Origin of the sequence: Nonomuraea ferruginea (assembly GCF_039540635.1) — a bacterium.
GTDB lineage: Bacteria > Actinomycetota > Actinomycetes > Streptosporangiales > Streptosporangiaceae > Nonomuraea > Nonomuraea ferruginea.
This window is the reverse complement of the sequence record NZ_BAABFD010000007.1, coordinates 229,792-251,036: the sequence shown is the minus strand read 5'-3', so window position 1 is coordinate 251,036 and position 21,245 is coordinate 229,792. Positions and strand designations below refer to the sequence as shown.

At 72.7% G+C, this 21,245-nt stretch carries 19 protein-coding genes and 1 pseudogene; 7 read left to right on the top strand and 13 right to left on the bottom strand.

The window, feature by feature from the left end; genetic code table 11:
• Positions 1–117 precede the first annotated feature (117 nt).
• Positions 118–306 (bottom strand): hypothetical protein, encoded by a 189-nt coding sequence (locus ABD999_RS15950; protein WP_148033202.1) that lies wholly within the window; start codon positions 304–306, stop codon positions 118–120.
• Between the two features lie 135 nt (positions 307–441).
• Between ABD999_RS15950 and fxsT the strand changes: the two genes are divergently transcribed.
• Positions 442–2,946, top strand: coding sequence for an FxSxx-COOH system tetratricopeptide repeat protein (gene fxsT, locus ABD999_RS15945; protein WP_271277002.1), 2,505 nt, complete (start codon positions 442–444; stop codon positions 2,944–2,946).
• Between the two features lie 9 nt (positions 2,947–2,955).
• Here fxsT and ABD999_RS15940 read toward each other — a convergent pair whose 3' ends face one another.
• The gene (locus ABD999_RS15940) at positions 2,956–4,224 is read right to left on the bottom strand and encodes an aKG-HExxH-type peptide beta-hydroxylase (RefSeq protein WP_271277001.1); all 1,269 of its coding nucleotides are present in this window, start codon (positions 4,222–4,224) and stop codon (positions 2,956–2,958) included.
• A gap of 180 nt (positions 4,225–4,404) precedes the next feature.
• On the bottom strand, positions 4,405–5,541 hold the full coding sequence (locus ABD999_RS15935) for an SGNH/GDSL hydrolase family protein (protein ID WP_271277000.1): 1,137 nt from the start codon (positions 5,539–5,541) through the stop codon (positions 4,405–4,407).
• Between the two features lie 150 nt (positions 5,542–5,691).
• Here ABD999_RS15935 and ABD999_RS15930 point away from each other — a divergent pair, with 150 nt between their 5' ends.
• Positions 5,692–7,320 (top strand): FAD-binding protein, encoded by a 1,629-nt coding sequence (locus tag ABD999_RS15930; protein ID WP_271276999.1) that lies wholly within the window; start codon positions 5,692–5,694, stop codon positions 7,318–7,320.
• A gap of 3 nt (positions 7,321–7,323) precedes the next feature.
• Here ABD999_RS15930 and ABD999_RS15925 read toward each other — a convergent pair whose 3' ends face one another.
• A complete protein-coding gene (locus tag ABD999_RS15925) occupies positions 7,324–7,881 on the bottom strand; it encodes a TetR/AcrR family transcriptional regulator (protein ID WP_271276998.1) in 558 nt (185 codons plus the stop codon).
• Between the two features lie 65 nt (positions 7,882–7,946).
• Here ABD999_RS15925 and ABD999_RS15920 point away from each other — a divergent pair, with 65 nt between their 5' ends.
• Positions 7,947–8,999 (top strand): SDR family NAD(P)-dependent oxidoreductase, encoded by a 1,053-nt coding sequence (locus tag ABD999_RS15920; protein ID WP_333485711.1) that lies wholly within the window; start codon positions 7,947–7,949, stop codon positions 8,997–8,999.
• Between the two features lie 34 nt (positions 9,000–9,033).
• On the opposite strand, the gene ABD999_RS15915 is transcribed toward ABD999_RS15920, so the two are convergent.
• The gene (locus tag ABD999_RS15915; RefSeq protein WP_271276997.1) at positions 9,034–10,026 is read right to left on the bottom strand and encodes a LacI family DNA-binding transcriptional regulator; all 993 of its coding nucleotides are present in this window, start codon (positions 10,024–10,026) and stop codon (positions 9,034–9,036) included.
• A 211-nt stretch (positions 10,027–10,237) separates the two neighbouring features.
• On the opposite strand from ABD999_RS15915, the gene ABD999_RS15910 reads away from it, so the two are divergent.
• From ABD999_RS15910 to ABD999_RS15900, 3 genes are all read left to right on the top strand, one after another.
• Positions 10,238–10,411 (top strand): hypothetical protein, encoded by a 174-nt coding sequence (locus tag ABD999_RS15910; protein ID WP_271276996.1) that lies wholly within the window; start codon positions 10,238–10,240, stop codon positions 10,409–10,411.
• Between the two features lie 70 nt (positions 10,412–10,481).
• On the top strand, positions 10,482–11,528 hold the full coding sequence (locus ABD999_RS15905) for an NAD(P)-dependent alcohol dehydrogenase (RefSeq protein WP_271276995.1): 1,047 nt from the start codon (positions 10,482–10,484) through the stop codon (positions 11,526–11,528).
• A gap of 103 nt (positions 11,529–11,631) precedes the next feature.
• A complete protein-coding gene (locus tag ABD999_RS15900; protein WP_271277006.1) occupies positions 11,632–12,798 on the top strand; it encodes a cytochrome P450 in 1,167 nt (388 codons plus the stop codon).
• Here ABD999_RS15900 and ABD999_RS15895 read toward each other — a convergent pair.
• Positions 12,785–15,217: a glycoside hydrolase family 95 protein gene (locus ABD999_RS15895; protein ID WP_271276994.1), complete on the bottom strand. Its 2,433-nt coding sequence runs from the start codon at positions 15,215–15,217 to the stop codon at positions 12,785–12,787. The two genes, ABD999_RS15900 and ABD999_RS15895, sit on opposite strands and share 14 nt — an antisense overlap.
• Before the next feature lie 51 nt (positions 15,218–15,268).
• On the opposite strand from ABD999_RS15895, the gene ABD999_RS15890 reads away from it, so the two are divergent.
• Positions 15,269–15,676 (top strand): PPOX class F420-dependent oxidoreductase, encoded by a 408-nt coding sequence (locus ABD999_RS15890; protein ID WP_271276993.1) that lies wholly within the window; start codon positions 15,269–15,271, stop codon positions 15,674–15,676.
• Between the two features lie 12 nt (positions 15,677–15,688).
• Here ABD999_RS15890 and ABD999_RS15885 read toward each other — a convergent pair whose 3' ends face one another.
• From ABD999_RS15885 to ABD999_RS15855, 7 genes and pseudogenes are all read right to left on the bottom strand, one after another.
• The gene (locus ABD999_RS15885; protein ID WP_271276992.1) at positions 15,689–17,068 is read right to left on the bottom strand and encodes a N,N-dimethylformamidase beta subunit family domain-containing protein; all 1,380 of its coding nucleotides are present in this window, start codon (positions 17,066–17,068) and stop codon (positions 15,689–15,691) included.
• A gap of 54 nt (positions 17,069–17,122) precedes the next feature.
• On the bottom strand, positions 17,123–17,767 hold the full coding sequence (locus tag ABD999_RS15880; protein WP_148033211.1) for a response regulator: 645 nt from the start codon (positions 17,765–17,767) through the stop codon (positions 17,123–17,125).
• 4 nt (positions 17,768–17,771) lie between these two features.
• Entirely contained in the window at positions 17,772–18,986 is a 1,215-nt protein-coding gene (locus ABD999_RS15875) for a sensor histidine kinase (RefSeq protein WP_271276991.1), read from the bottom strand.
• Positions 18,980–19,705 (bottom strand): ABC transporter permease, encoded by a 726-nt coding sequence (locus tag ABD999_RS15870; protein WP_271276990.1) that lies wholly within the window; start codon positions 19,703–19,705, stop codon positions 18,980–18,982. Before ABD999_RS15870 ends, ABD999_RS15875 begins: the two co-directional genes overlap by 7 nt.
• The gene (locus tag ABD999_RS15865) at positions 19,702–20,421 is read right to left on the bottom strand and encodes an ABC transporter ATP-binding protein (RefSeq protein WP_271276989.1); all 720 of its coding nucleotides are present in this window, start codon (positions 20,419–20,421) and stop codon (positions 19,702–19,704) included. Before ABD999_RS15865 ends, ABD999_RS15870 begins: the two co-directional genes overlap by 4 nt.
• 57 nt (positions 20,422–20,478) lie before the next feature.
• A complete protein-coding gene (locus ABD999_RS15860) occupies positions 20,479–20,943 on the bottom strand; it encodes a hypothetical protein (RefSeq protein WP_345482780.1) in 465 nt (154 codons plus the stop codon).
• A 72-nt stretch (positions 20,944–21,015) separates the two neighbouring features.
• Positions 21,016–21,087: pseudogene (locus ABD999_RS15855) on the bottom strand (LD-carboxypeptidase); the annotation flags it as partial.
• Positions 21,088–21,245: the final 158 nt, after the last annotated feature.

The following is a 21,245-nucleotide window of genomic DNA, read 5'->3' as shown; positions in this document are numbered from 1 at the left end:
CATGGTCAGCGCCTTGCGAGGAGGGACACTGCAGCAACGATAGAGGACCCCATCGGCATGGCGCGCACATCCAGGTGATCGCCTCGCCCGCGAGGCGCGCCCGCCGTCTTCCGCGTCTCACGGTGACTCATCCCCAGGCCGGGGAGGGTCGCCTCCGAAGAGGGGCTCCGCGGGATCGGCGTCCGCCGCGAGGATGCGCGCCACCATCTGATTGAGACAAGAAGGGTCAAGTGCATCGGTATTGGACAAACTGGCATCGGTCAGATCGATGATTTCGGTCTCGACGTCGCGCGAAAATTGCGCCATCGCGGCCCTTTCCCCTTCCGTTCGACCCGTCGAACATCATCACCGACGACCGCAGCCGTGGCTACTCTCTTCCCTGCTCAAAAACCTTGGCTTTCATGTCTACGATGGCCGTGTGCTGAGTTTTATGGAGCGGTCATGACCGAGATGCGGCGCAGACCTCAGGTGTGGGGCCGGATTCCTCCCCGCAACAAGGACTTCACCGGCCGCGAGGATCTTCTTGAGCGGCTACGCCAGGGCGTCAGCGGCAGCGTCACGGCGGTGCTGCCGACCGCGCTCCACGGGCTCGGTGGGGTAGGAAAGACGCAAATCGCCGCAGAGTATGCGCATAGGTATAAATCGGACTATGACCTCGTCTGGTGGGTGCCGTCCGACCAGCCGATGCTGATCGCCTCCTCGATCGCCCGGCTCGCGCCCCACCTCGACCTGCCCAAGGCCAACGAGATCGGCGTCGCCGAGTCGGCCGAGGCGGTCGTCGAGGCGCTGCGCAGGGGCGAGCCCTACGACCGGTGGCTGCTCATCTTCGACAACGCCCACGCGCCGGAGTCGATCATGCAGTACGTCCCCGACGGGCCCGGGGGCATCCTGATCACCTCGCGCAACTTCGCCTGGGACGGCGTCGTCAGCACCCTCACCGTCGACGTGTTCTCCCGCGAGGAGAGCCGGCGGTTCCTCGACCGGCGCGTGCCCGGCATCGGCGGCACCGAGGCGGACGCGCTGGCCGAGGCGCTCGGCGACCTGCCGCTCGCGCTCGACCAGGCGGGCGCCATGCAGTCCGAGACGGGCATGCCGGTGCGCGAATACCTGACGCTGCTGCGCGACCAGACCGGCAAGCTGCTCGCCGAGGGCAGGCCGATGGAGTACGACGTCCCGCTGACGGCGACGTGGGCCCTGTCGGTGACCACCCTGCGCGAGGAGCAGCCGGACGCGGTGGAGCTGCTCCACCTGCTGGCCTTCTTCGGCTCCGACCCGATCCCGCGAGACGTCTTCAGCACCAGCCGCGGCACCGTCGAGCCCCCGCTGTCCGGCATTCTCGACGACCCGCTCAGGTTCAGCAGGGGCGTGGGAGCGCTGGGCCGCTACGCGCTCGTGCAGATCGACAGGGAGAACCAGACCCTGCTGGTGCACCGCCTGGTGCAGGCGCTGCTCAGGGAGGACGTCAGCGAGAGCGAGCGCGACCGGTTCCGGCTGAACGTCCAGCGGCTCCTGGCGGCGGCGGTGCCCGGCCCGCCTGACGACACCGCCACCTGGCCGACCTTCGCGCGGCTGATGCCCCACCTGGAGCCGTCGGAGATCGCCGGGTCCGCCGATCCGGCCGTCCGGCGGCCGATGCACGACATGGTCCGCTACCTCTACCAATCGGGAAACGCCCCCGGAGCGCTCTCCCTGGCCAAGGCGTGCCTGGAGGCGTGGGAGGCCGACCCCTCGTCCGACGCGCGCGACCTGTGCACGATGAAGCGGCACCTGAGTGTCTCGCTCCGCTTCGTGGGCGAGTACGAAGAGGCCTTCAGGGTGGGCTCGCAGGCGCTCCAGGACGCCGAGACCGCCCTCGGCGCCGACGACGAGGAGACGCTGCGGCTGACCAACAACCACTGCACGGACCTGCGCGCCATGGGGCGCTTCTCGGAGTCGTTCGCGCTCGCCACCTCCGCCGCGCAGCGCCACCGCGACGTGTTCGGCGACGACAACGAACGCACCCTCAGGATGCACACCAGCCTGGCCCTCGACCTGACGCTCACCAGCCAATACGAAGAGGCCGAGCGCCTGCTCAAGCATGTCTACGGCGCGCTGCGCGACCTCTACGGCACGCCCAACCACCCGACCGCCCAGATCGTCATGAACAACCTCGTACGCGTCATCAGGCTCCGCGGCGACTACGCCGAGGCGCGCGAGCTCGGCGAGGACGTCTACGCGGTGGGCGTGAGCACCCTGGGCGCCGACCACCCGACGACGCTGCGGGCCGCCAGCGACCTCGCCGTGGCCATGCGCAAGGCGGAGTCGGGCAGCCCCGAGGTCCTGCACTACGCCGAGGACCTGGTCCATCGCTACCGGCGTCTCATGGGCGACCGCCATCCCGACAAGCTCGCCGCCGAGATGGCCCTCGTCAACGCCTACCGTGAGGCCAGGCGGATCGACGAGGCCATGCCGATCGCCGAGCTGACCACGCTGGCCTACGCGCACGTCTACGGCACCGACCATCCCTACGCCCACGGCTGCCGGGGCAACCTGGCGCTGCTGATGCGGCTGGCGGGCGAGCATGCCAAGGCCCACGACCTGCACGAGTTCATCGTCACCCGGCTGAGCGAGCTGCTCGGCCCCACCCACCACTACACGCTGACCGCCGTGCTCGGCCTGGCCGGCGACCGCGCGGCGCTGGGCAAGCTGGACCGGGCCGTGGACACCGGAGAGCGGGCGCTCGACGAACTGCGGCGGTTGCTCGGCCCGGACCACCCGATGACGCTGGGCTGCATGGCCAACCTCGCGCTCGACCTGTCGGACCTCGGCAGGGCCGACGACGCGCGAGCCATGCGCGCCGAAGCGCTGGAGGGGATCCGGCGACGGCTGGGCGACGGGCACCCCGCGCACCAGGCGGTCGTGAACGGCGGACGGCTCGACTTCGACTTCGACCCGCCGCCGATCTAGCGGATGGGGTCAGACCCGCGCCTCGCCGCCGGCCCGGCCGAAGTCCCGCCGATGCCGGTCGGCGGCCTGGCGCGCGAGCTCGGCGGCGCGGGCGGGCACCTCCTCGTCGTCGAAGGCGCGGAGGGTCGCCATCATGCCTTCCATGAACCGGCGCCCGACCGGGGTCAGCGCCGAGCTGTCGTAGATCACCCGCGCGGTCGAGGCGGCGGCCGCGCGCCAGCGGGCGAACTCGGCGTGCGCGGTGAGGCTGTCGTCCACCTGCCGCTGCCGCCGCCAGAAGCCCGCGACGCCGAGATGGGCGTACGTGCCGTGCAGCAGACCGCTGATCGGCCGCGGATCGTGACGCCACGGCGCGTAGTAGCGCGCGCCGGGATCCACCGCGATCAGGTCGACCAGATGGAGAAGCATGGTGAGCTTGGCGTGCTGCACCTCGTGCACCAGTGTCGCGGCCAGGTTGGGCGCGCTCGACGGACGGGCCAGCGCGACGCAGCCGAAGGTCGTGCGCGACGTGCCGCTGGCGGGCCATCCCCCTCCCGCGATCGGCGCCATGACCGAGATCATCGTGCCGATCTCGTCGGCGGATCGCGCGTGGCCCGCCCGCAGGATCTCCCACGCCTCCTGGAGCACCTCGCGCCAGGCGGCGACCTCGGCCGCGGTGAGCCGTCCGGCCAGCCGGCCCTCCCGCGGAAACCGGTAGGGGTCGAGGTCGTCCAGCACGAGATGGAGGTCGCCCAGCGGGTGGCGCGCGGTGAGGCGTCGCAGCCCGAGCCATCCTCCGCCGTCGCGGGCGGGGTCGGCGGGGATCTCGACCCGGGACCGGGAGGAGGTGATCACGCCGCCCTCAGGGGTGATCTCGATCGAGCACTCCGCGCCGCCGATCGACGCGCGGCCCAGCGAGGGGAACATGAGCTCCCCCGGACGCGCGGTCACACGGGTCTCGAAGAGCACTCGCGCCCGGAGCGCCGCGACGGCCGCCAGAACGGCCGGCCGGCTGGGCTGCGGAATGTGGTCGCCGTCGCGTAAAGCGCGTGATGCGGCCAGCGCCCACGCGCCGACGGCGGGGTAACGCAGAAGGCGATCGACCTGCCGGGGAGCCGTCTCGTGCATGCGGGCCAGCGATTCGAAAGCGTCGCCGATCGCCTCGGCGCCGGCCGCTGCCTTGACGAGCACGAGATTGCGGTCGCGGGCCGCGTCGGCCAGAAACCGGCCGGCCGCGGCACCCCCGTGACCGGCGGCGAGGGACTCGAACATGTGGTGCGGAATCACGAGACGATTCACGAATATCTGCCCCGTTCGATCGTGCGCGTGGAAAAAGGATCGCCCCGGAAACTGTCCGTGGACAACTATGCCATGGGAAAGAGCGCCATTCATGAGGCGGCCGCCGGAAATCGGAACCACGCCTAACAATGATCTCAACAGTCACGACTGTGGCGGGAAAAGCGCGCGCGGATCCGGGTCTCAGGCCAGCAGGCTCGCGGGCACGGCGTGGGCCAGGGTCCGGTAGCCCGCCGGGGAGAGGTGCAGGTGGTCGCCGGCGTCGCAGGCCCGGAGCAGCCTGCGCGGGTGGGCCGGGTCGCGCACCGCCCGGTCGAAGTCGATCACCGCGTCGAACACGTCACCGGTGCGGATCCACGCGTTGACCGCCTGCCTGGCGGCCTCGCGGCGGCCCCGCGAATCGTCGTAGGGATGGCCGCCCAGAGGCGTGAGCGTGGCGCCGTACACGAGGATGTCGTGCGCGTGCGCGCGCACGGCGATCTGCTCGTAGGCGGCGACCAGGTCGGCGGCGACGCTCTCCTGGGCGTCGACGTCGGCGGTCCCGAGGTCGTTGATCCCTTCGAACACGATCAGCCACCTGACCCCGCCCAGCGCGAGCACGTCGCGGTCCAGCCGGGCCAGCGCGCTCGGGCCGAGGCCGTCGTTGAGCACCCGGTTGCCCCCGGCCGCCTGGTTGGCGATCGCGAAGCCGCCCAGCCGGTCGAAGAGCTGGTCGGGCCACCGGTCGTTGTGGTCGGTCGTCGATCCTCTGCCGTCGGTGAGCGAGTCGCCGAGGAGGGCGAGCAGCGGCGCCGGCGCCTCCGCCTCGACGCCGCTCAGGAAGTACCAGTGCTCCACCGGCGTCGCGCCGGCCAGGTCCGCGCTCCCGGTCTGGTCGCCTCCGGCCAGGTGGGAGGTGGTACGGGAGCCGGGATGCGAGGTGACGTCCTCCGGCGCCCGCCCGTCGGCGAGGTGGAGGCTCACCGTCAGCACCGCGCCCGGGGCCAGGGGGAGGTCCACCGGGTCGGACACCATCTGCGCGCCGGCGGGCACCACCGCCGAGGGCCGGCCGTGGAATGTCACCGCCCGGATCGTCTCCGGCACGACCGCGCTCTCCCCTGCCCGCCCGCCCGCGGGCAGCGCGACCGTGACCCGGGTGAGGGGCAGCGGCGCCCCGCCGAACGCGTTGGAGAACCGCAGCCGCAGCCGCTCGCCGCCGATCGACACCCGCACGGTCTGCCGCAGGGTGCTGCGGGCCATGACCGGCCCGCGCCCGGCGTACGGGGCGGGCGGGAGGTTCTCCGGTTCGGTGAGCTGCGGCGCCGACGTCCACGTGTGCACCCAGCGCCCCACGCGCTCCCCCGAAAGTTTCGCCCGCCGAATGATGATTTTTCAGCCTACGGCAGGCGTTTGACTCCACGCTCGGCGATCACGCAGACTGGCCCGTACCGGACAGCATTGTCCGGTACTGCGGATCCGGAGGAGAGCTGGATGAGCGACCAGTGGGACTACCTCGTGGACGTCCTCGTCGCGGGCACGGGCGCGGCCGGGCTGACCGCCGCCGTCACCGCCGCCGACCAGGGCCTGGACGTGCTGATGGTGGAGAGCACCGCGAAGTGGGGCGGCACCACGTCCATTTCCGGGGGCGGGCTGTGGATGCCGGCGAACCCGCTGATGATCCGGGACGGCGTCCGGGACTCCACCAAGGAGGCCCTGGAGTACATGGACGACGTCATCGGCGACGCGGGACCGGCCTCGTCGCCGGAGCGCAGGATGGCGTTCCTCCGCACCGGCCCCGAGGTCGTGCGGTTCCTCGGCCGCAAGGGGGTCCGCTGGCGCAGGTCGCCCGACTACCCCGACTACTACCCGGACCGGCCGGGCGGCAAGGTGGGCCGCTCGCTGGAGGTCGCCGCCTTCGACACCAGGCTGCTCGGCGACTGGTACGCCTCCTCACGCGCCAGGGACGGCGTCCCGCTCCCCCTCATGACGGACGACGTGTGGCTGCTGACGCGCGCCTGGTCCACCGTCAGCGGGTTCGTGCGCGGCGCGCGGTTCGTGTTCCGGTCGCTCGGCGCGTACGCGAGCGGTAAGCGGCCGGTCGGCCTCGGCGGCGCGCTGGTGTGCTCGCTCATGCACATCGTCCGTACGCAGCAGACCCCGGTCTGGCTCTCGGCCCCGGTCGTCGAGCTGGTCGTGGAGGACGGCGAGGTGACCGGCGCCGTCGTCGAGAAGGACGGCCGGCGGCGCAGGGTGCGCGCCCGGCGCGGCGTGGTGCTGGGCGGCGGCGGCTTCGCGCGCAACCGGGAGTGGCGGGAGAAGCACCACGGCCTGCCCGGCTACTCCTCGGCGCCGGAGGGCGACCTGGGCACCGCCATCGACGCGGGCGCGCGGGCGGGCGGCGCGCTGGCGCTCATGGACGACGCCTGGTGGGGCGCGAGCGTGCTCGGCACCGGGGGCGACGCCCACTTCATGGTCGCCGAGCGGTCCATGCCCTTCGGGCTCATGGTGGACGCGCGCGGTGACCGCTTCGCCAACGAGTCCGAGTCGTACGTCGACCTCGGGCACCACATGCTCCGGCACGACGTGCCGGGACCGATGTGGCTGATCACCGAGGCCCGCCACGCGCGGCGCTACCTGAACACCTCCCTGCTCGGCCACAAGAAGGAGTGGACGCGGGCCGGCATCCTCTTCGAAGCCGCGTCGCTGGAGACGCTGGCCAGGAAGATCGACGTGGCGCCGGAGCGGCTGCTCGCGACCGTCGAGCGGTTCAACGGCTTCGCCCGCACCGGCGTGGACGAGGACTTCGGGCGCGGCCGGACCGTCTACGACAACTACTACGGCGACCCCCGGGTCAAGCCGAACCCGAACCTGGGGCCGCTGGAGAAGGGGCCGTTCCGGGCCGTCCGGGTGCATCCCGGCGACCTGGGCACCAAGGGCGGGCTTCTCACCGACGAGCACGCGCGCGTGCTGCGCGAGGACGGCTCGGTCGTCACGGGCCTGTACGCGGCGGGCAACACGACGGCGTCGGTCATGGGGCGCACGTATCCGGGGCCCGGCTCGACCATCGGACCGGCCGTCGTCTTCGGCTATCTCGCGTCGCGGCACGCCGCCACGCGGTGACGCTCAGGGCTCGACGCCCCGGCGCAGCAGGGCCCACATCCGCTCGGCCGTCGCGGGCCGCTCCGGCGCCGGGACCTTGGAGAGCAGCAGGGCGAGCATGCCGACGGCCAGGATCAGGTCGCCGGCCGTCACGCCGTCGCGGACCCGGCCGGCATCCCGCGCCGCCGGGAGCCGGGCCGCCAGCAACTCGGCGACGCGCTCGCGCAGCTCCAGGATGCGCTCGTCGGGCTGCGGCGGCACGGTCACCATGGCGACGAACGCGGTGGAGGCGATGGCCTGCTCGGTGATCAGGGCGAGCAGGTCGTCGAGCGTGGCGCCGGGGCGGGCGGCGAGCGCTTCGAGCTCGGCCACGCTGTCTTCGAACACGGCCAGAGCGAGGCTGACCCGGTCGGGGAAGTGGCGGTAGAGGCTGCCCTGCCCGACACCGGCCGCGCGGGCGACCATGCTCAGCGGCGCGTCGTAGCCGGCCCCGGCGAAGACCTCGCGGGCCGCCGCGATGAGCGCCGCGCGGTTCTCCGCCGCGGCGCTCGGTCCACGATTCGGTCGACGCTCGGCAGGCATGGCGGCTATCGTAGCAACCGGACAACATTGTCCGGTTTGGCCCGCCCGGCGAGAGGACGACCTCTGTGACCACCTTCGACGACCGCGTCGCCCTCGTCACCGGCGCGGGCTCAGGAATCGGCAGGGCGATGGCCCTGGCCTTCGCCGCCGCCGGAGGCCGCGTCGTCGTCTGCGACATCGACGAGGACCGCGCCGCCCGGACGGCCGCGGAGATCCACGCCGCGAGCGGCGCCTCCTCGAAAACCGGCGACCGCACATCCGGAAAGACCGGCGCACCGGACGCGACACCCGACAACGGGGCGAACGGCGAGGCGGTCGGTGGGGCGGTCGCCGGGCCGAACGGCGGGGTCGGCGAGCCGAACGGCGGGGCGGTCAGTGGGCCGGTCGGCGGGCCGAACGGTGGAGCGGTCGGCGGGCCGAACGGTGGAGCGGTCGGCGGGCCGGACGGTGGAGCGGTCGGCGGGCCGGTCGGCGGGCCGGACGGTGGAGCGGTCGGCGGGGCGAACGGCGGGGGCGGCGGTGGGGTCGCGGTGGCGGTGGCGGCCGATGTTGGTGACGAGAGGGCGGTCGCCGCGCTCGTGGAGAGCGCGATCAGCGCGTACGGGCGGATCGACGCGCTCTTCAACAATGCCGGGATCATCGACGACATGGCGCTGCCCGCCGACATCTCACCGGAGCTGTGGGACCGGGTGCTGCGGGTCAACCTGACCGGCACTTTCCTGGTGACCCGCGCGGTGCTGCCGCACATGCTGCGCGCGGGCCGCGGCGCGATCGTCAACACCGCGTCGGAGGCCGGCGTGCGCGGCGGCGCGGCGGGTGCCGCCTACACCGCGTCCAAGCACGGCGTCGTCGGCATGACCCGCAGCGTGGCCTGGGCGTACGCCAAGGACGGCATCCGCTGCAACGCCATCCTGCCCGGCGCCACCCTGACCGGCATCGCCGACGGCGCCACCTTCGACCCGACCGGCGCCGCCCGCCTGAGCCCCGTGCTCGCGCTCGGCGACCAGCTCGCCCGGCCGGAGCAGATGGCCGACGCCGCGCTCTTCCTCGCCTCGGACGCGGCCTCGTTCGTCAACGGCGCGATCGTGCCGGTGGACGGCGGCTGGTCCGCCGGCTGATCAGGCGCCCGGCGACGTCAGCTCGGCGGGGACGTCAGCTCGGCGGGGACGTCAGCTCGGCGGGGACGAGCCGCACCACGAACGGCTCCGCCCGGGCCTGCGCGGATTCGATCCGGCGCACCAGCTGCCGGACCGCCATCTCGCCGAGCCGGTCCGGCGCGAGCTCGACGTATGCGTACGGCAGCGCGAAGGTCTCGGCGAACTCCGCGGAGTAGCGCCCGACGACCGACAGGCCCTCCAGCCCGCGCGCCCGCGTGACGGAGGGCAGCGCGGCGGCGGCCGCCTCGTTGTCGAGCAGCAGCCCGGTCGCCCCGGGACGGGCGTCGAGCAGGGCGCCGAGCATCCGCTCCGCGGCGGGCCTGCGCGACTCCCCGTACACCGCGTGCAGCCGGACGCCGAGCCGGCGTGCCCGCTCCAGCGCGGCGTCGCGCAGCCGCCACACGTAGGCGCCGCCGCGCTCGACCACGTGCTCCGGCTGCGAGACCAGGATCAGCTCGCGGTGCCCGAGGCCGTGCAGACGGTCGACCATGACCCGCCCGGCCTGCTCGAAGTCCAGGTCGAACACGTCCACGCCGGAACAGTCGCCGGGCAGCCCGACCAGCGCGCCGGGCTGCGGCGCGGCCCGCAGGACCGGGAGCCGGGGGTCGTCGTGCGCGACGTTCAGCAGCACCACGCCGTCGACCATCCGCGAGTCGGTGATCCGCCGCAGCGCCCCGGCCCCGTCGGGCTCGGTGACCAGCAGGGTGTCGTAGCCGAGGTCGCGGGCGGTGTCGGTGACGCCGAGGATGTACTGCGTCATCGCGGGCGCGAACTCGTCGGCGTGGAACCGGGCGAGCAGGCCGAGCACCATCGTCTGGGAGGTGGCCAGCGCACGGGCGCCGGCGTTGGGCGTGTAGCCGAGCGCCTCGGCGGCCTCCAGCACCCGCCTGCGCGCCCCTTCGGAGATGGACCGCTTGCCGGACAGGGCGTAGGAGGCCGTGCTGCGGCTGACTCCGGCCGCGGCCGCCACGTCACCGATCGTCGCCATTCTCGTCTCCATAATCGAACCGGTTCGATTCTCTGCCGACCCATTGACGCGCAGCGCGCGGCTACGTAATCTACGCGAAACTTCCGTCGCCCGGCTAACGATTACCGACTTGAGATGTCAGCGCTCACACAAATAAGGACCCCTGTGCCGACCCTCATGAGGGCCGGGTTACTCCCGGAGCTTCCACGCGAACAACTTCTGGGAGCTGACGGTGCCGGTGGAGCTGAGGAAGGGGACGAACACGGTGCGGTTCGCGGCGCAGGAGCTGCTGAACTTCGACGGCGAGACGTACGCGTCGGACACCTTCCCCGGGGTCCTGCTGCGCTCCCGCCACGCCTCGATCATCGACAAGATCACCATCGCTCCGTACAGCGAACGCCGCTGACGCTTTCGATGGAATACGGGTGAGATGCCCGGCTCTGTCATGGGTACGACAGGGCCGGGAGGTGGCGTGGATGCGTGCGTTGCGGTTGCCGGCCTGGAAGTCCGAGCCCGAACTGGTGGAGGTGCCCGATCCCGTGCCGGGGCCGGGGCAGGTGGTGGTCAAGGTGGGCGGAGCCGGCGCCTGCCACTCCGACCTGCACCTGATGCGCGACTTCACGGGCGGCCTGCCCTGGGAGCCGCCCTTCACTCTCGGCCACGAGAACGCGGGCTGGGTGCACGCGGTCGGCGCGGGCGTCACCGGCGTGGAGCCGGGACTGCCGGTGGCCGTCTACGGGCCGTGGGGCTGCGGGGTCTGCGACCGCTGCCGGCTCGGCGTCGAGAACTACTGCGAGAACCCGGCGGGCGCGCCGGTGCCCGGGGGCGGCGGCGGGCTCGGGCTCGACGGCGGCATGGCCGACCTGTTGCTCGTGCCCGACGCCCGGCTCCTGGTGCCACTGCCCGACGGGCTCGACCCGGTGGCGGCGGCCCCGCTGACCGACGCCGCGCTGACGCCGTACCACGCGGTGCGCCGGTCGTGGGCGAAGCTGCCGCCGGGCAGCACGGCCGTGGTGATCGGGGTCGGCGGCCTCGGCCACCTGGCGGTGCAGATACTCAAGGCGACGACGGCCGCCCGGGTGATCGCCGTCGACACCCGCGAGCAGGCCCGCGCCAGCGCGCTGCGGCACGGCGCCGACCAGGCGGTCGCGCCGGGCGAGCGGGCGGCGGCGGAGATCCGCGAGGCCACCGGCGGCCGGGGCGCGGACGTGGTCGTCGACTGCGTGGGCGCGCAGGAGACGCTGGCCCTGGCGGGCACGGTCGCGCGGATGCTCGGTGATGTGACCATCGTCGGCATCGCCGGGGGCGCGCTGCCGGTGACGTTCGGCTCGCCGCCGTACGAGGTGTCGGTGCAGTCGACGTACTGGGGCACCAGGCCGGAGCTGATCGAGGTGCTGGACCTCGCGGCCCGCGGGCTGATCACCGCGGAGGTGACCACGTTCCCGCTGGAGCGGGCCGTGGAGGCGTATCACCGGCTGGAGAACGGCGAGATCTCCGGCCGCGCCGTCATCACCCCCGCCTGAGCGTCACGGCCGGCCGCCGCCGTGGGTGAGATGACCCTTGCTCACGATCCCGGTGCGGTGATATCCGTGTGCTCAGACGCCGAGACAGGAGCCGAGTCAGGTGATGGACGACGCCCGCAAGATCAGGCGCACCGACGCCTCCGGGACCTGCCCGGTCACCCGGGCCGCCGACGGCACCTGGCAGGTGCGCGGATACGCCGAGGCGCGGGCCGTGCTGCGCGCCGACGCCACCGTGCAGGCCGGGCTGGGCGTCGAGACGGTGGACAAGGCCCCGGCCGGGATCCGCCGGCCCGTCCTCTACCGCGACGGCCCCGAACACCGCGAGCACCGGCGGCAGACCGCGCGCTACTTCACGCCGCGTCGCGTGGACGAGCACTACCGCGAGCTGATCGCGGACATGGCCGACCGCGCGCTCGCCCGGTTGCGTACGGACGGCTCGGCGCAGTTGTCCGACCTGAGCTTCGGCATGGCGATCGGCGTGGCCAGCGCGGTCATCGGCCTCACCGAGAGCAGGCCGGGCATCCGCCGCAGGCTGGAGCGCTTCTTCCCGGAGAAGTTCGGCAGGCCCGGCTTCACCAGCCTGAGCGGGATCTACTGGATGGGACGGCAGATCTACAGCTGGGGCAGCATCTACCTGGCCGACGTCCGCCCCGCGGTCCGGCCGCGCCGCCGGGAGCCGCGCGACGACCTCATCTCCCACCTGATCGCCGAAGGGTGCACCGACGCCGAGATCCTCGGCGAGTGCCTGACGTTCGCCGCGGCGGGGATGGTGACGACGCGGGAGTTCATCTGCGTCGCCGCGTGGCAGTTGTTCACCGACGAGGCGCTGCTCGACCGGTACCTCAAGGCCGAGGAGCCGGAGCGGCTGGCCGTGCTGCACGAGCTGCTGCGGCTCGACCCCGCGGTGGCGCGGCTGCGGCGGCGCACCACGGCGGACCTCGAACTCCCCGGGCAGGTCACCGTTCCCGCGGGCGAGGTGGTCGAGCTGCTCGTCGACGAGGTGAACGCGGACCCCCGGGCGGTGGGCTCCCAGCCTCTGTCCGCGTGCCCAGGCCGGGCCCTCGACGCGGGCGCCGGGCCGGCGGTGCTCTCCTTCGGCGACGGCCCGCACCGGTGTCCCGGCGCGGGCATCGCCATCCTGGAGACCGACATGTTCCTCACCCGGCTCTTCGCGCTGCCGGGCATCCGGATGGCGACGGCGCCCAGGGTCGGCTTCAAGGACGAGATCGGCGGCTACGAGATCCGCGGCCTCACCGTCACCACCGGCTGATCACGTAGCTCCGGCCCCCGACAGCCTCCCAGGTCAGGGTGTCTCCGGCGCGGCGCGGCGCGATCCCTCCGCCCCGATCGTCGCGGAGCCGATGCGACGCGGTCTCCCGGTCTCCGTCGTCGCGGAGCCGATGCGCGGCCTCACCTTCGTGGACGTGGCAGTGGTTCGCGATGGATGTCCTGACCGTGAGGGGGCCGGTGCGGCCCGGGCGTACGGTGATGGTCTCGGCGACGCCGTCACGCCACGAGACGTCCACGGTCACGTCGCCCCGGGCGCGCAGCCCCGACACCGAGCCGTCCTTCCACACGGCGGGCAGCGCGGGCAGCACGTGCACCTCGCCGCGGTGGCTCTGCACCAGCATCTCGGCGATGCCGGCGGTCGCGCCGAAGTTGCCGTCGATCTGGAACGGCGGATGGGTGTCCCACAGGTTGTCCAGCGTCGAGGTCCTCAGCTGCTCGGCGAGCATCCGGTGGGCACGGTCGCCGTCCAGCAGCCGCGCCCAGAAGCTGATCTTCCAGGCCTTGCTCCAGCCGGTGCCGCCGTCGCCGCGCGCCTCCAGCGACACTGCCGCCGCCTCCGCCTCCGGCGTGCCGGCCGCGATCCGGTCGCCGGGGTGCAGCGCGTACAGGTGGGAGACGTGCCGGTGGGTGTCGGTCCTGGAGTCCAGGTCCTCCTTCCACTCCTGCAACTGCCCCCAGGACCCGATCCGGATCCCCGGGTCGAGCCTGCCGAGCGCCGCCTCCGCCGCCGCCCGGAACTCCTCGTCCACGCCGAGCGCCGCCGCCGCGGCCAGCGCGCTTTCGAGCACCTCCCGTACGATCTGCTGCGACATCGCGGCCCCGGCGGAGAAGTCGCCGTGCTCGGGTGAGTAGCTGGGCGAGACGACGAGCAGGCCGTCGTGCGGGTCGGTGTGCAGGAAGTCCAGCCAGAACTCGGCCGCCCCCTTGATCACCGGATAGGCGGTCTCCCGCAGATACTCCAGGTCCCCGGTGAACCGGTAGCCGTCGTAGAGGTGCCGCGCCGTCCACGCCGCCGCCTCGGGGAACCAGAAGGCGGTCGGCCAGTCGTGCACGCCGGTGAAGCCGAACGGGTTCGTCTCGTTGCCCACCACCCAGCCGCGGGCGCCGTACATATCCCTCGCCGTCCTGCGCCCCGGCTCCACCAGGGCCCGGACGAACCTGTCGTACGGGACGGCCGTCTCGTGTAGGTTGGCCGGTTCCGCGGGCCAGTAGTTCATCTGCAGGTTGATGTTGACGTGGTAGTCGCCCGACCAGGGCGGGCTGGTCGACGCGTTCCACACGCCCTGCAGGTTCGCGGGGAGGATGTCGTTCTCCCGCGAGCACGCGATCAGCAGATAGCGGCCGTAGGCGAACATCAGCGCCTCCACCGCGCGATCGTCCGGACCGTCGCCGCCCGTGTAACCCCGCAACAACCGGTCAGTGGGCACCGGACCAGCGGGCCCCCTTCCGGGACCACCCCGTTCCAGACCAGCGGATCCGCCGGTCTCACCCTTTCCGGAACCGCTCTCCGGCGCGGACTGCCCGAGGTCGAGCCGCACCCGGTCGAACAGCGCGCGGTGGTCGGCCACGTGGGCGGCCCTGAGCGCGTCGTAGCCCAGCGCGGCGGCCGCGTCCACGGCGGCGGTGACCCGGGCGTGCGGGTCCTCGCCCCGGTAGCGCGGGTAGGTGTCGGCGTAGTCGGTCCCCGCCGACAGGACGAAGACCGCGCTGTCGGCCCCGGTGACCATGATCGTCTCCCCCGTGTCCGTACGGGTGCCGCCCGCGACGATGACCTGGACCTGGGCCTCGAAGACCAGCCCGTTGTCCGCGAGCCGTCCCCGGACGGTGAGCCGGCCGCCCTCGGCGGTGACGGTCTTGTCGTCCCGGGGCGAGGTGTGGCGCAGCGTGAACGAGACCGAGCCACGCCGGTCGGCGGAGATGCGCCCGGCGATCACGTTGCCGGGGTTGGCGGCGAAGTACTCGCGGGTGTGCGTGACGCCCCCGGCGGTGTAGCGCACCCGCGCCACGGCCTCACTCAGGCTGAGCTCACGGCGGTAACCTCCGGCGCCGCCGGGCGCGCCGAAGTCCAGGTGGAGGTCGCCGAAGGTCTGGTACGCCCCGAACCCGGTCTTGGGCTGCCCCAGCACGGCCGCCACGTCCTCGGCCGGCACCCTGCCCTCCCGGTCGATCCGCCGCCGGACCTCCGCCACGGCGTCCGGACGCGGTGTCCTCCAGTCGCCGAAGTCGTAGCCGTCGTGGCCGGGACCGCCGGTCCACAGCGTCTTCTCGTTGAACTGGATCCGCTCGGTGACCACGCCACCGAAGACCATGGCGCCCAGCGGCCCGTTGCCGATGGGCAGCGCCTGGGTCTCCCAGTCGACGGCGGGCTCCTCGTACCAGAGCGTCAGTTCGTCGGGCATGGCGGCCATTGTCCCGCGATCTCACCGATATGGCCCTCTATGCTGCCGATCATGAGCATCTCTCTAAGCGACACTGCCCGGAGCATCCTCAAGGCCCCCAACCTCGGCGTTCTCGCCACCCTCAACCCCGATGGCAGTCCGCAGACCTCGGTCGTCTGGGTCGGCACCGACGGCGACGACGTGGTCATCTCCTCCCAGGCCGGCAGGCGCAAGGTGGTGAACCTGGAGCGGGACCCACGGGTCAGCCTCAGCGTGTTCGACCTTGCGGACCCCGACAGGTACGTCGAGGTCCGAGGGGTCGCGACGGTCACCGAGGACGAGGGAAGGCGGCTGGCGGTGCGGCTGGCGGAGGAGTACGAGGGCGAGGGAGCCGGCGAGGAGTACCTCCGGCTGCCCCCGGACAAGGTGCGCGTGACGATCCTCATCACGCCGGAGCGGGTGGTGGGGAACGCGGCGTGACGCGCCGGCGTCTCAGGCCCGGCCGGAGCACCCGGACGACGGGTTCGAGCAGTCCCCTGCCGGCCCCTTGGCGAACCTGGTCAGCAGGTTGAGCGTGGCGCGGCGGGTGAAGGCGGAGGCCGCCCGGGTCACGCCGTGGCCGCAGGCCGCGCCCTTCATGCCGCACACCCAGCGCATCGTGCCGGAGGCGAACACCCCGGCGCCGCTGGGGGCGACGTAGTAGGTGGTGTGGCTCACCGTGGCCCGGCCGCCGCAGTCGACGGGCGACTCGGCCAGCACCTCGATGTCGTCCGGTGAGCCTGGCGACACCTTGTCGGTCTCCACGCCGGCCAGCCCGGGGAAGCTCCTGCCCCGGGTCCCCTCGAAGATCCAGTGGCCCGGCTTGCTCACCCGGTAGGTCGCCTCGGCCGGGAAGCAGTCGTACATCTGCCCGACCAGCCCGCTCTCAGGCTCCGACCGCCGCCAGAGCGGGCACCGGGTCTCCTTGTCGCACATGACCGTCCTGCCGTGCAGCCCGATCCGCCAGTAGACGGCGTTGGCCCCGAGGAAGGCCAGGTTCGCGCCCGCGTCACGGGCCTGCGTGACGACCTTCCGCATCGTCGGCGACCAGTACTCGTCGTGCCCCAGCGACACCACGGCCCGCGCGCCGCCCAACGCGCCGGGCCGCAGGTCGAGGCTGGTCAGATAGGCCAGCGGCACTCCGCTCTGCTCGGCCAGCCGGATGGCGTTCCACTCGAAGTCCAGGAAGAGCCGGGCACCCGAGCCGTCGTACGGACGATCGAAGGTGACCTTGCGTGACCGGTCGTCGAATCCGCCGGGGCCGCTGTAGAGGCTGCGTCCTCCCCACAGGTTGTACGCCTGCCAGGTGGTCACGGCGTTGACGATCACCACCCGGCCCTCGGCCGAGGCCGACCGCACGGTGATCGGCACGTAGCGCTGGCCGCCCGTCGAGGCGTCCAGCCGCACCAGATAGGCGCCCTCGGCCCAGCCGGTGGTGTCGACGGTGAGCGAGGGCTTCCAGTGAGCGGCGGTCACCATGCCCTCGACGGTCCGCGGCGGCGGCTGCCGGGTCCCGGCGACCGGCGTGGAACGCCAGGCCCTCACCGGCCGGGCGCCCATCCGGAACGCCGACGCGGTGAAGCGCGGCGCGGTCGTGGAGACGAGCAGCCGGAACCGCTCCCCCGGCAGCACGCTGACCCGGTCGGCGTAGCCCTCGATCTCGTGCTCGCCGCCACGTTCGGTGATGCGCCACGGCGCGGGCGGCGCCTGCGCGGGCGCGGCGCGTTCGGAGGCTCCGGCGGACACCGGGGCGGGCCCGGGGGCGACCGGCGTGGTGGCGGCGCAGCCGGCGGTGAGCAGGACCAGGACGGCGAGGACATGACGCACGGTCACCCATGCTCACGCCCGCCCCCGGACGGGCGCCCGCCTTTGGCGAAGTACTTACCCTCAGCCGTCGGCGGCCGGTCTGAGCAGGCCGATCTCGTACGCCGCCGCCACCGCCGCCGCCCGGTCCTTCACCTGGAGCTTGGCGAAGACGTGGAGCAGATGCGTCTTGACCGTCGCCTCGGTGATGAAGAGCTTCCCGGCGATGTCACGATTGGTCGCGCCCCGGGCGATCAGCTTGAGCACCTCGAGTTCGCGGCGGCTCAGCGTGCGCGGCGCCTCCGGCGCGCGGTCCTTCGCCGTCAGCACACCGGCCACCGTCGGAGACAGCACGGTTTCGCCGCGGGAGGCCGCCAGCACGGCACGGCGCAGGTCGGCCCGGGGCGTGTCCTTGAGGAGATAGCCGGTGGCGCCCTGCTCGATCGCCGGCAGGACGTCGGCGTCATCGTCGAACGTGGTCAGGACCAGCACGTGGATGCCGGGCGTCTGCTCGCGGAGCCGGCGGATGACCTCCACGCCGCTCATCCTCGGCATGCGCAGGTCCAGGAGCACGACGTCGGGATCCGTACGCAGGGCCACCGCGAGGGCCTCGGGACCGTCGGCCGCCTCGCCGACGACCTCGAAGCCGGCGTCGGCGGCGAAGATGCCGCGCAGGCCGTCGCGGACGATCGGATGGTCGTCCACGATGATCAAACGGATCGGCGGCATGGCCTCACGGTCCCGGGTCGGGGTCGGCGGGGATGGCCGGGACGGTGGCGGAGACGCCGGTGCCCTGGCCTGGGGCGGACTCGATCGCGAAGCTCCCGGCCAGGCGGGTGACGCGCTGGCGCATCGCGACGAGGCCGAAGCCCTCGCCGTGGGACGCGGCCGCCGGGGCGAAGCCGGCGCCGTCGTCGCGGACGTCCAGCGCCACCACGTCGTCCATGTACGAGAGCGTGAGGCCGACCCGCCCGGCCGAGGCGTGCTTGGAAACGTTGGCCAGTGCCTCCTGCGCCACCCGCAGCAGGGCCGTCTCCACCTCCGCGTGCAGCGGCCGGGGGTCGCCGGTGATCGACACGGCGGCGGGCACGCCGGTGTTCCGCGACCAGGTCGCCGCGAGTTTCTCCAGAACGGTCGCCAGCGCGCCCTCGTGCTGGAGCGACGCCGGGCGCAGCGCCTGCACCGAGCGGCGGGCCTCGGTCAGGCTCTCCCTGGCCATGGCCTGAACCGTGTCCAGGCGGGCACGGGCCGGAGGCGGCACGTCGCCGACGGCCTCCAGCTGGGTGAGGATGGCGGTCAGGCCCTGCGCGACGGTGTCGTGGATCTCCCTGGCCATCCGCTGCCGCTCCTCCAGCACGCCGGCCTCGCGGGCCCGGGTCAGCAGCTGGGCCTGGAGGTTCGCGTTGTCGTCGGCGAGCGCGACCAGCTTGGCGCTCGTCTCCCGTAACTCCGCGATCATCATCTTGCGCTGGTCGTTCTGGTCGGAGATGGCCTTGATGACCAGGCCGACGGTGGAGGCGGCCAGCACCCCGACGACGAAGGAGCCGAGCAGCTCGACCGGGGTGCGCCCGAGCTGCGGGCGGGCGGCGATCAGCACGCCGACCGTCACGGCCACCCCGCCGTACGCCCACAACCCCGGCAGCAGGGCGAAACACTGGACGAACGCTCCCAGTCCCGTCACCGTGAACACGTTGTCGATCCTGACCAGGACCCCGATGACGGCGAGCAGGACGGCGAAGTAGGCGATCAGCACCACCGGGCGGGCGATCCAGCCAGGGTGGGAGGTCACCATCAGCCAGTGCCAGGCCACCGCGAACAGCGCCAGGACCAGCACCTCCAGCCGCCACTCCCGCAGCAGGGCGAAGAGCGCGGGAAGCAGGACCAGCAGGTACGGCAGCGCGGCCTGGACCCGGTCCCAGCGCGTCAGGCCCGGGTCGGTCGTCACCATCGGAACGTCCTGAGGGCGAGGCCGCCCGCGACGATCGAGATCGCGACCATGACGCCCAGCGTAAGCGGTGAGGTGGCGCCGCCCGCCCAGCCGTCGCGGACCGCCTGGACCGCCGGAGCCATGGGGAGGAGATCGCCGATCGCGCGCATCGAGCCGGACATGGTCTCCCGGGGGATCATGGCGCCGGACAGGAACACCATCGGGAAGAACACGGCCAGCCCGATCACGGTCGCGGCGCGGCCGGTGGGGACGAGCGCGCCGAGGAGGAGCCCGATGGAGCCCAGGCTGAGCGCGCCCAGCAGCCACGCCACCAGGACGCCCACGACGTTCGCCGGCGCGGTCAGCCCGAACGCGACCAGGCCGATGACGATCAGCAGCGCCGAGCCGAGCACCGCCAGCAGCATGTGCGCCGCCCACTGTGCCCCGAACAGCATGGCGCGGGAGGCGGGGGTCGCGCGCAGCCGCTTCAGGACCCGGCGCTCCCGGTAGTGGGCCAGCGTGGCGGGGAGCACGACCAGCGCGGCCAGGCCGATGACGAACACGGTCAGCATCGGCACGGTGGCGTCGATCAGCGGCGTCCCGCCCCGCAAGGGCTTGTTGCCGCCGCGCAGCTTGACCCAGAGCATGATCGCTGGGAAGACGAGCGCGAAGAAGGCCGACATCGGGTCACGGACGATCAGCTTGAGCTCGACGGCGACGACGTTCGCGAGGCCTTTCATGCCATTTCCCTTTCGGTCAGGGCGAAGTACGCGTTCTCCAGGGAGTCGGCTCCCGCCTCGGCGATCAGCTCACGCGGGCTGCCCTCGGCGACGACGCGGCCGCGGTCGACGATGGCGAGGCGGTCGCACAGCGCCTCGGCCTCGTCCATGAAGTGGGTGACCAGCACGACGGTGACGCCGCGCCCGCGCATCTCGCGGATGAGGCCCCACGTGGTGCGGCGGGCGGCGGGGTCCAGGCCGGTGGTGAGCTCGTCGAGGAAGACGACCTCGGGGTTGCCGACCAGGGCCAGCGCGATGAACAGGCGCTGCTTCCAGCCGCCGGACAGGTTCCCGAAGCGGGCCCGCCTCCGGTCCGCGAGCCCCCATTCGTCCATGACCGCCCGCCAGTCGGCCGGCTTGTCGTAGAAGGAGGCGTACATCCTCAACGCCTCGCCTACCTTGATGGCGTCGGGGAGGGCCGCCTCCTGCAGCTGGGCGCCGATGCGCTGGAGGAGCGCGCGGCGGTCGTCGTACGGGTCCAGGCCGAGCACGCGCAGGGTGCCGCCGTCCGGCCGGCGCAGCCCGGAGGCGCACTCCACGAGCGTGGTCTTGCCCGCGCCGTTGGGGCCGGCGATGCCGAAGATCTCGCCGCGCCGCACGGTCAAGGTGACGCCGTCGACCGCCTTGCCCGCCTTGTAGCTCTTGCTCAGCTCGTTGATCTCGATGATCGCTGTCATGCTTCGAGCCTCGCCGCCGGGCGCCGCCGCCGACATCCACCGATCGGTTGATGGGGGTCAGCCGTACCGGTCGTGGGCCGGCGGGCGGAGCGTGAGGGTGCCGCTGGCGGTGTCGAGTTCGGCCATGGTGCCGAGGGCGACGGCGTGCGGATCCGGGCCGTGCCCGAATTCGAGCCCACCGAGCACGGGGACGCCGAGCGGGGTGAGCCGGTCGCGGAGAACGTCGACGAGGTTCCAGCCGCGGTCGGTGTAGTCCTCGAAACCGGGGAACCGTCCCAGGACGATTCCCCACAAGCCGTCCAGGGCGCCCGAGCGGATCAGCTGGGTGAGTTGCCGGTCGACCTGTCCGAGCCCGATCGTCCGTTCGGCTTCGATCAGCAGGATCGCCCCCGTCAGGTCGGGCAGTCCGGCGCCGGCCAGGCCGGCCAGCGCGCTCAGCCATCCGCCCAGCAGGTGGCCGCGGGCGTGGCCTGGCACCTCGGCGGCGACGGAGAGCAGCCGAGGATGGCGATGGTGCGTCACGGATTCGGTGCTGGTCAGCAGATGGCGGACGGTCGCGGTGGCGTGGGGGCCGGCGAGGCAGCCGTGGATGCCGGGGACCCGGCACTGACGCCAGATGGTCAGGTGCAGGTAGGTGATGTCGCTGAATCCCACCAGCGGTTTCGGGTCCGCGCGGAACCCGGACGGGCCCCGCTACGCTGCGCTCACCATGCCCGCCTCCGTCACGCAGGTGACGATCACTTTGCTGGACAGCTACGGGTGGCTGTACCCGGCGGAGTCCGTCACTTCCAGCCGCATACGCCCGACGAATAGGCCTGGCCGTT

Bases quoted from the DNA above. Each gene is read 5' to 3' on its own strand.
- ABD999_RS15865 (WP_271276989.1), bottom strand. From the start codon at position 20,421: ATGACAGCGATCATCGAGATCAACGAGCTGAGCAAGAGCTACAAGGCG.
- ABD999_RS15915 (WP_271276997.1), bottom strand. From the start codon at position 10,026: ATGGCGACGATCGGTGACGTGGCGGCCGCGGCCGGAGTCAGCCGCAGC.
- ABD999_RS15895 (WP_271276994.1), bottom strand. From the start codon at position 15,217: ATGCCCGACGAACTGACGCTCTGGTACGAGGAGCCCGCCGTCGACTGG.
- ABD999_RS15950 (WP_148033202.1), bottom strand. From the start codon at position 306: ATGGCGCAATTTTCGCGCGACGTCGAGACCGAAATCATCGATCTGACC.
- ABD999_RS15925 (WP_271276998.1), bottom strand. From the start codon at position 7,881: ATGCCTGCCGAGCGTCGACCGAATCGTGGACCGAGCGCCGCGGCGGAG.
- ABD999_RS15900 (WP_271277006.1), top strand. From the start codon at position 11,632: ATGGACGACGCCCGCAAGATCAGGCGCACCGACGCCTCCGGGACCTGC.
- ABD999_RS15880 (WP_148033211.1), bottom strand. From the start codon at position 17,767: ATGCCGCCGATCCGTTTGATCATCGTGGACGACCATCCGATCGTCCGC.
- ABD999_RS15875 (WP_271276991.1), bottom strand. From the start codon at position 18,986: ATGGTGACGACCGACCCGGGCCTGACGCGCTGGGACCGGGTCCAGGCC.
- ABD999_RS15930 (WP_271276999.1), top strand. From the start codon at position 5,692: ATGAGCGACCAGTGGGACTACCTCGTGGACGTCCTCGTCGCGGGCACG.
- ABD999_RS15890 (WP_271276993.1), top strand. From the start codon at position 15,269: ATGAGCATCTCTCTAAGCGACACTGCCCGGAGCATCCTCAAGGCCCCC.
- fxsT (WP_271277002.1), top strand. From the start codon at position 442: ATGACCGAGATGCGGCGCAGACCTCAGGTGTGGGGCCGGATTCCTCCC.
- ABD999_RS15870 (WP_271276990.1), bottom strand. From the start codon at position 19,705: ATGAAAGGCCTCGCGAACGTCGTCGCCGTCGAGCTCAAGCTGATCGTC.
- ABD999_RS15905 (WP_271276995.1), top strand. From the start codon at position 10,482: ATGCGTGCGTTGCGGTTGCCGGCCTGGAAGTCCGAGCCCGAACTGGTG.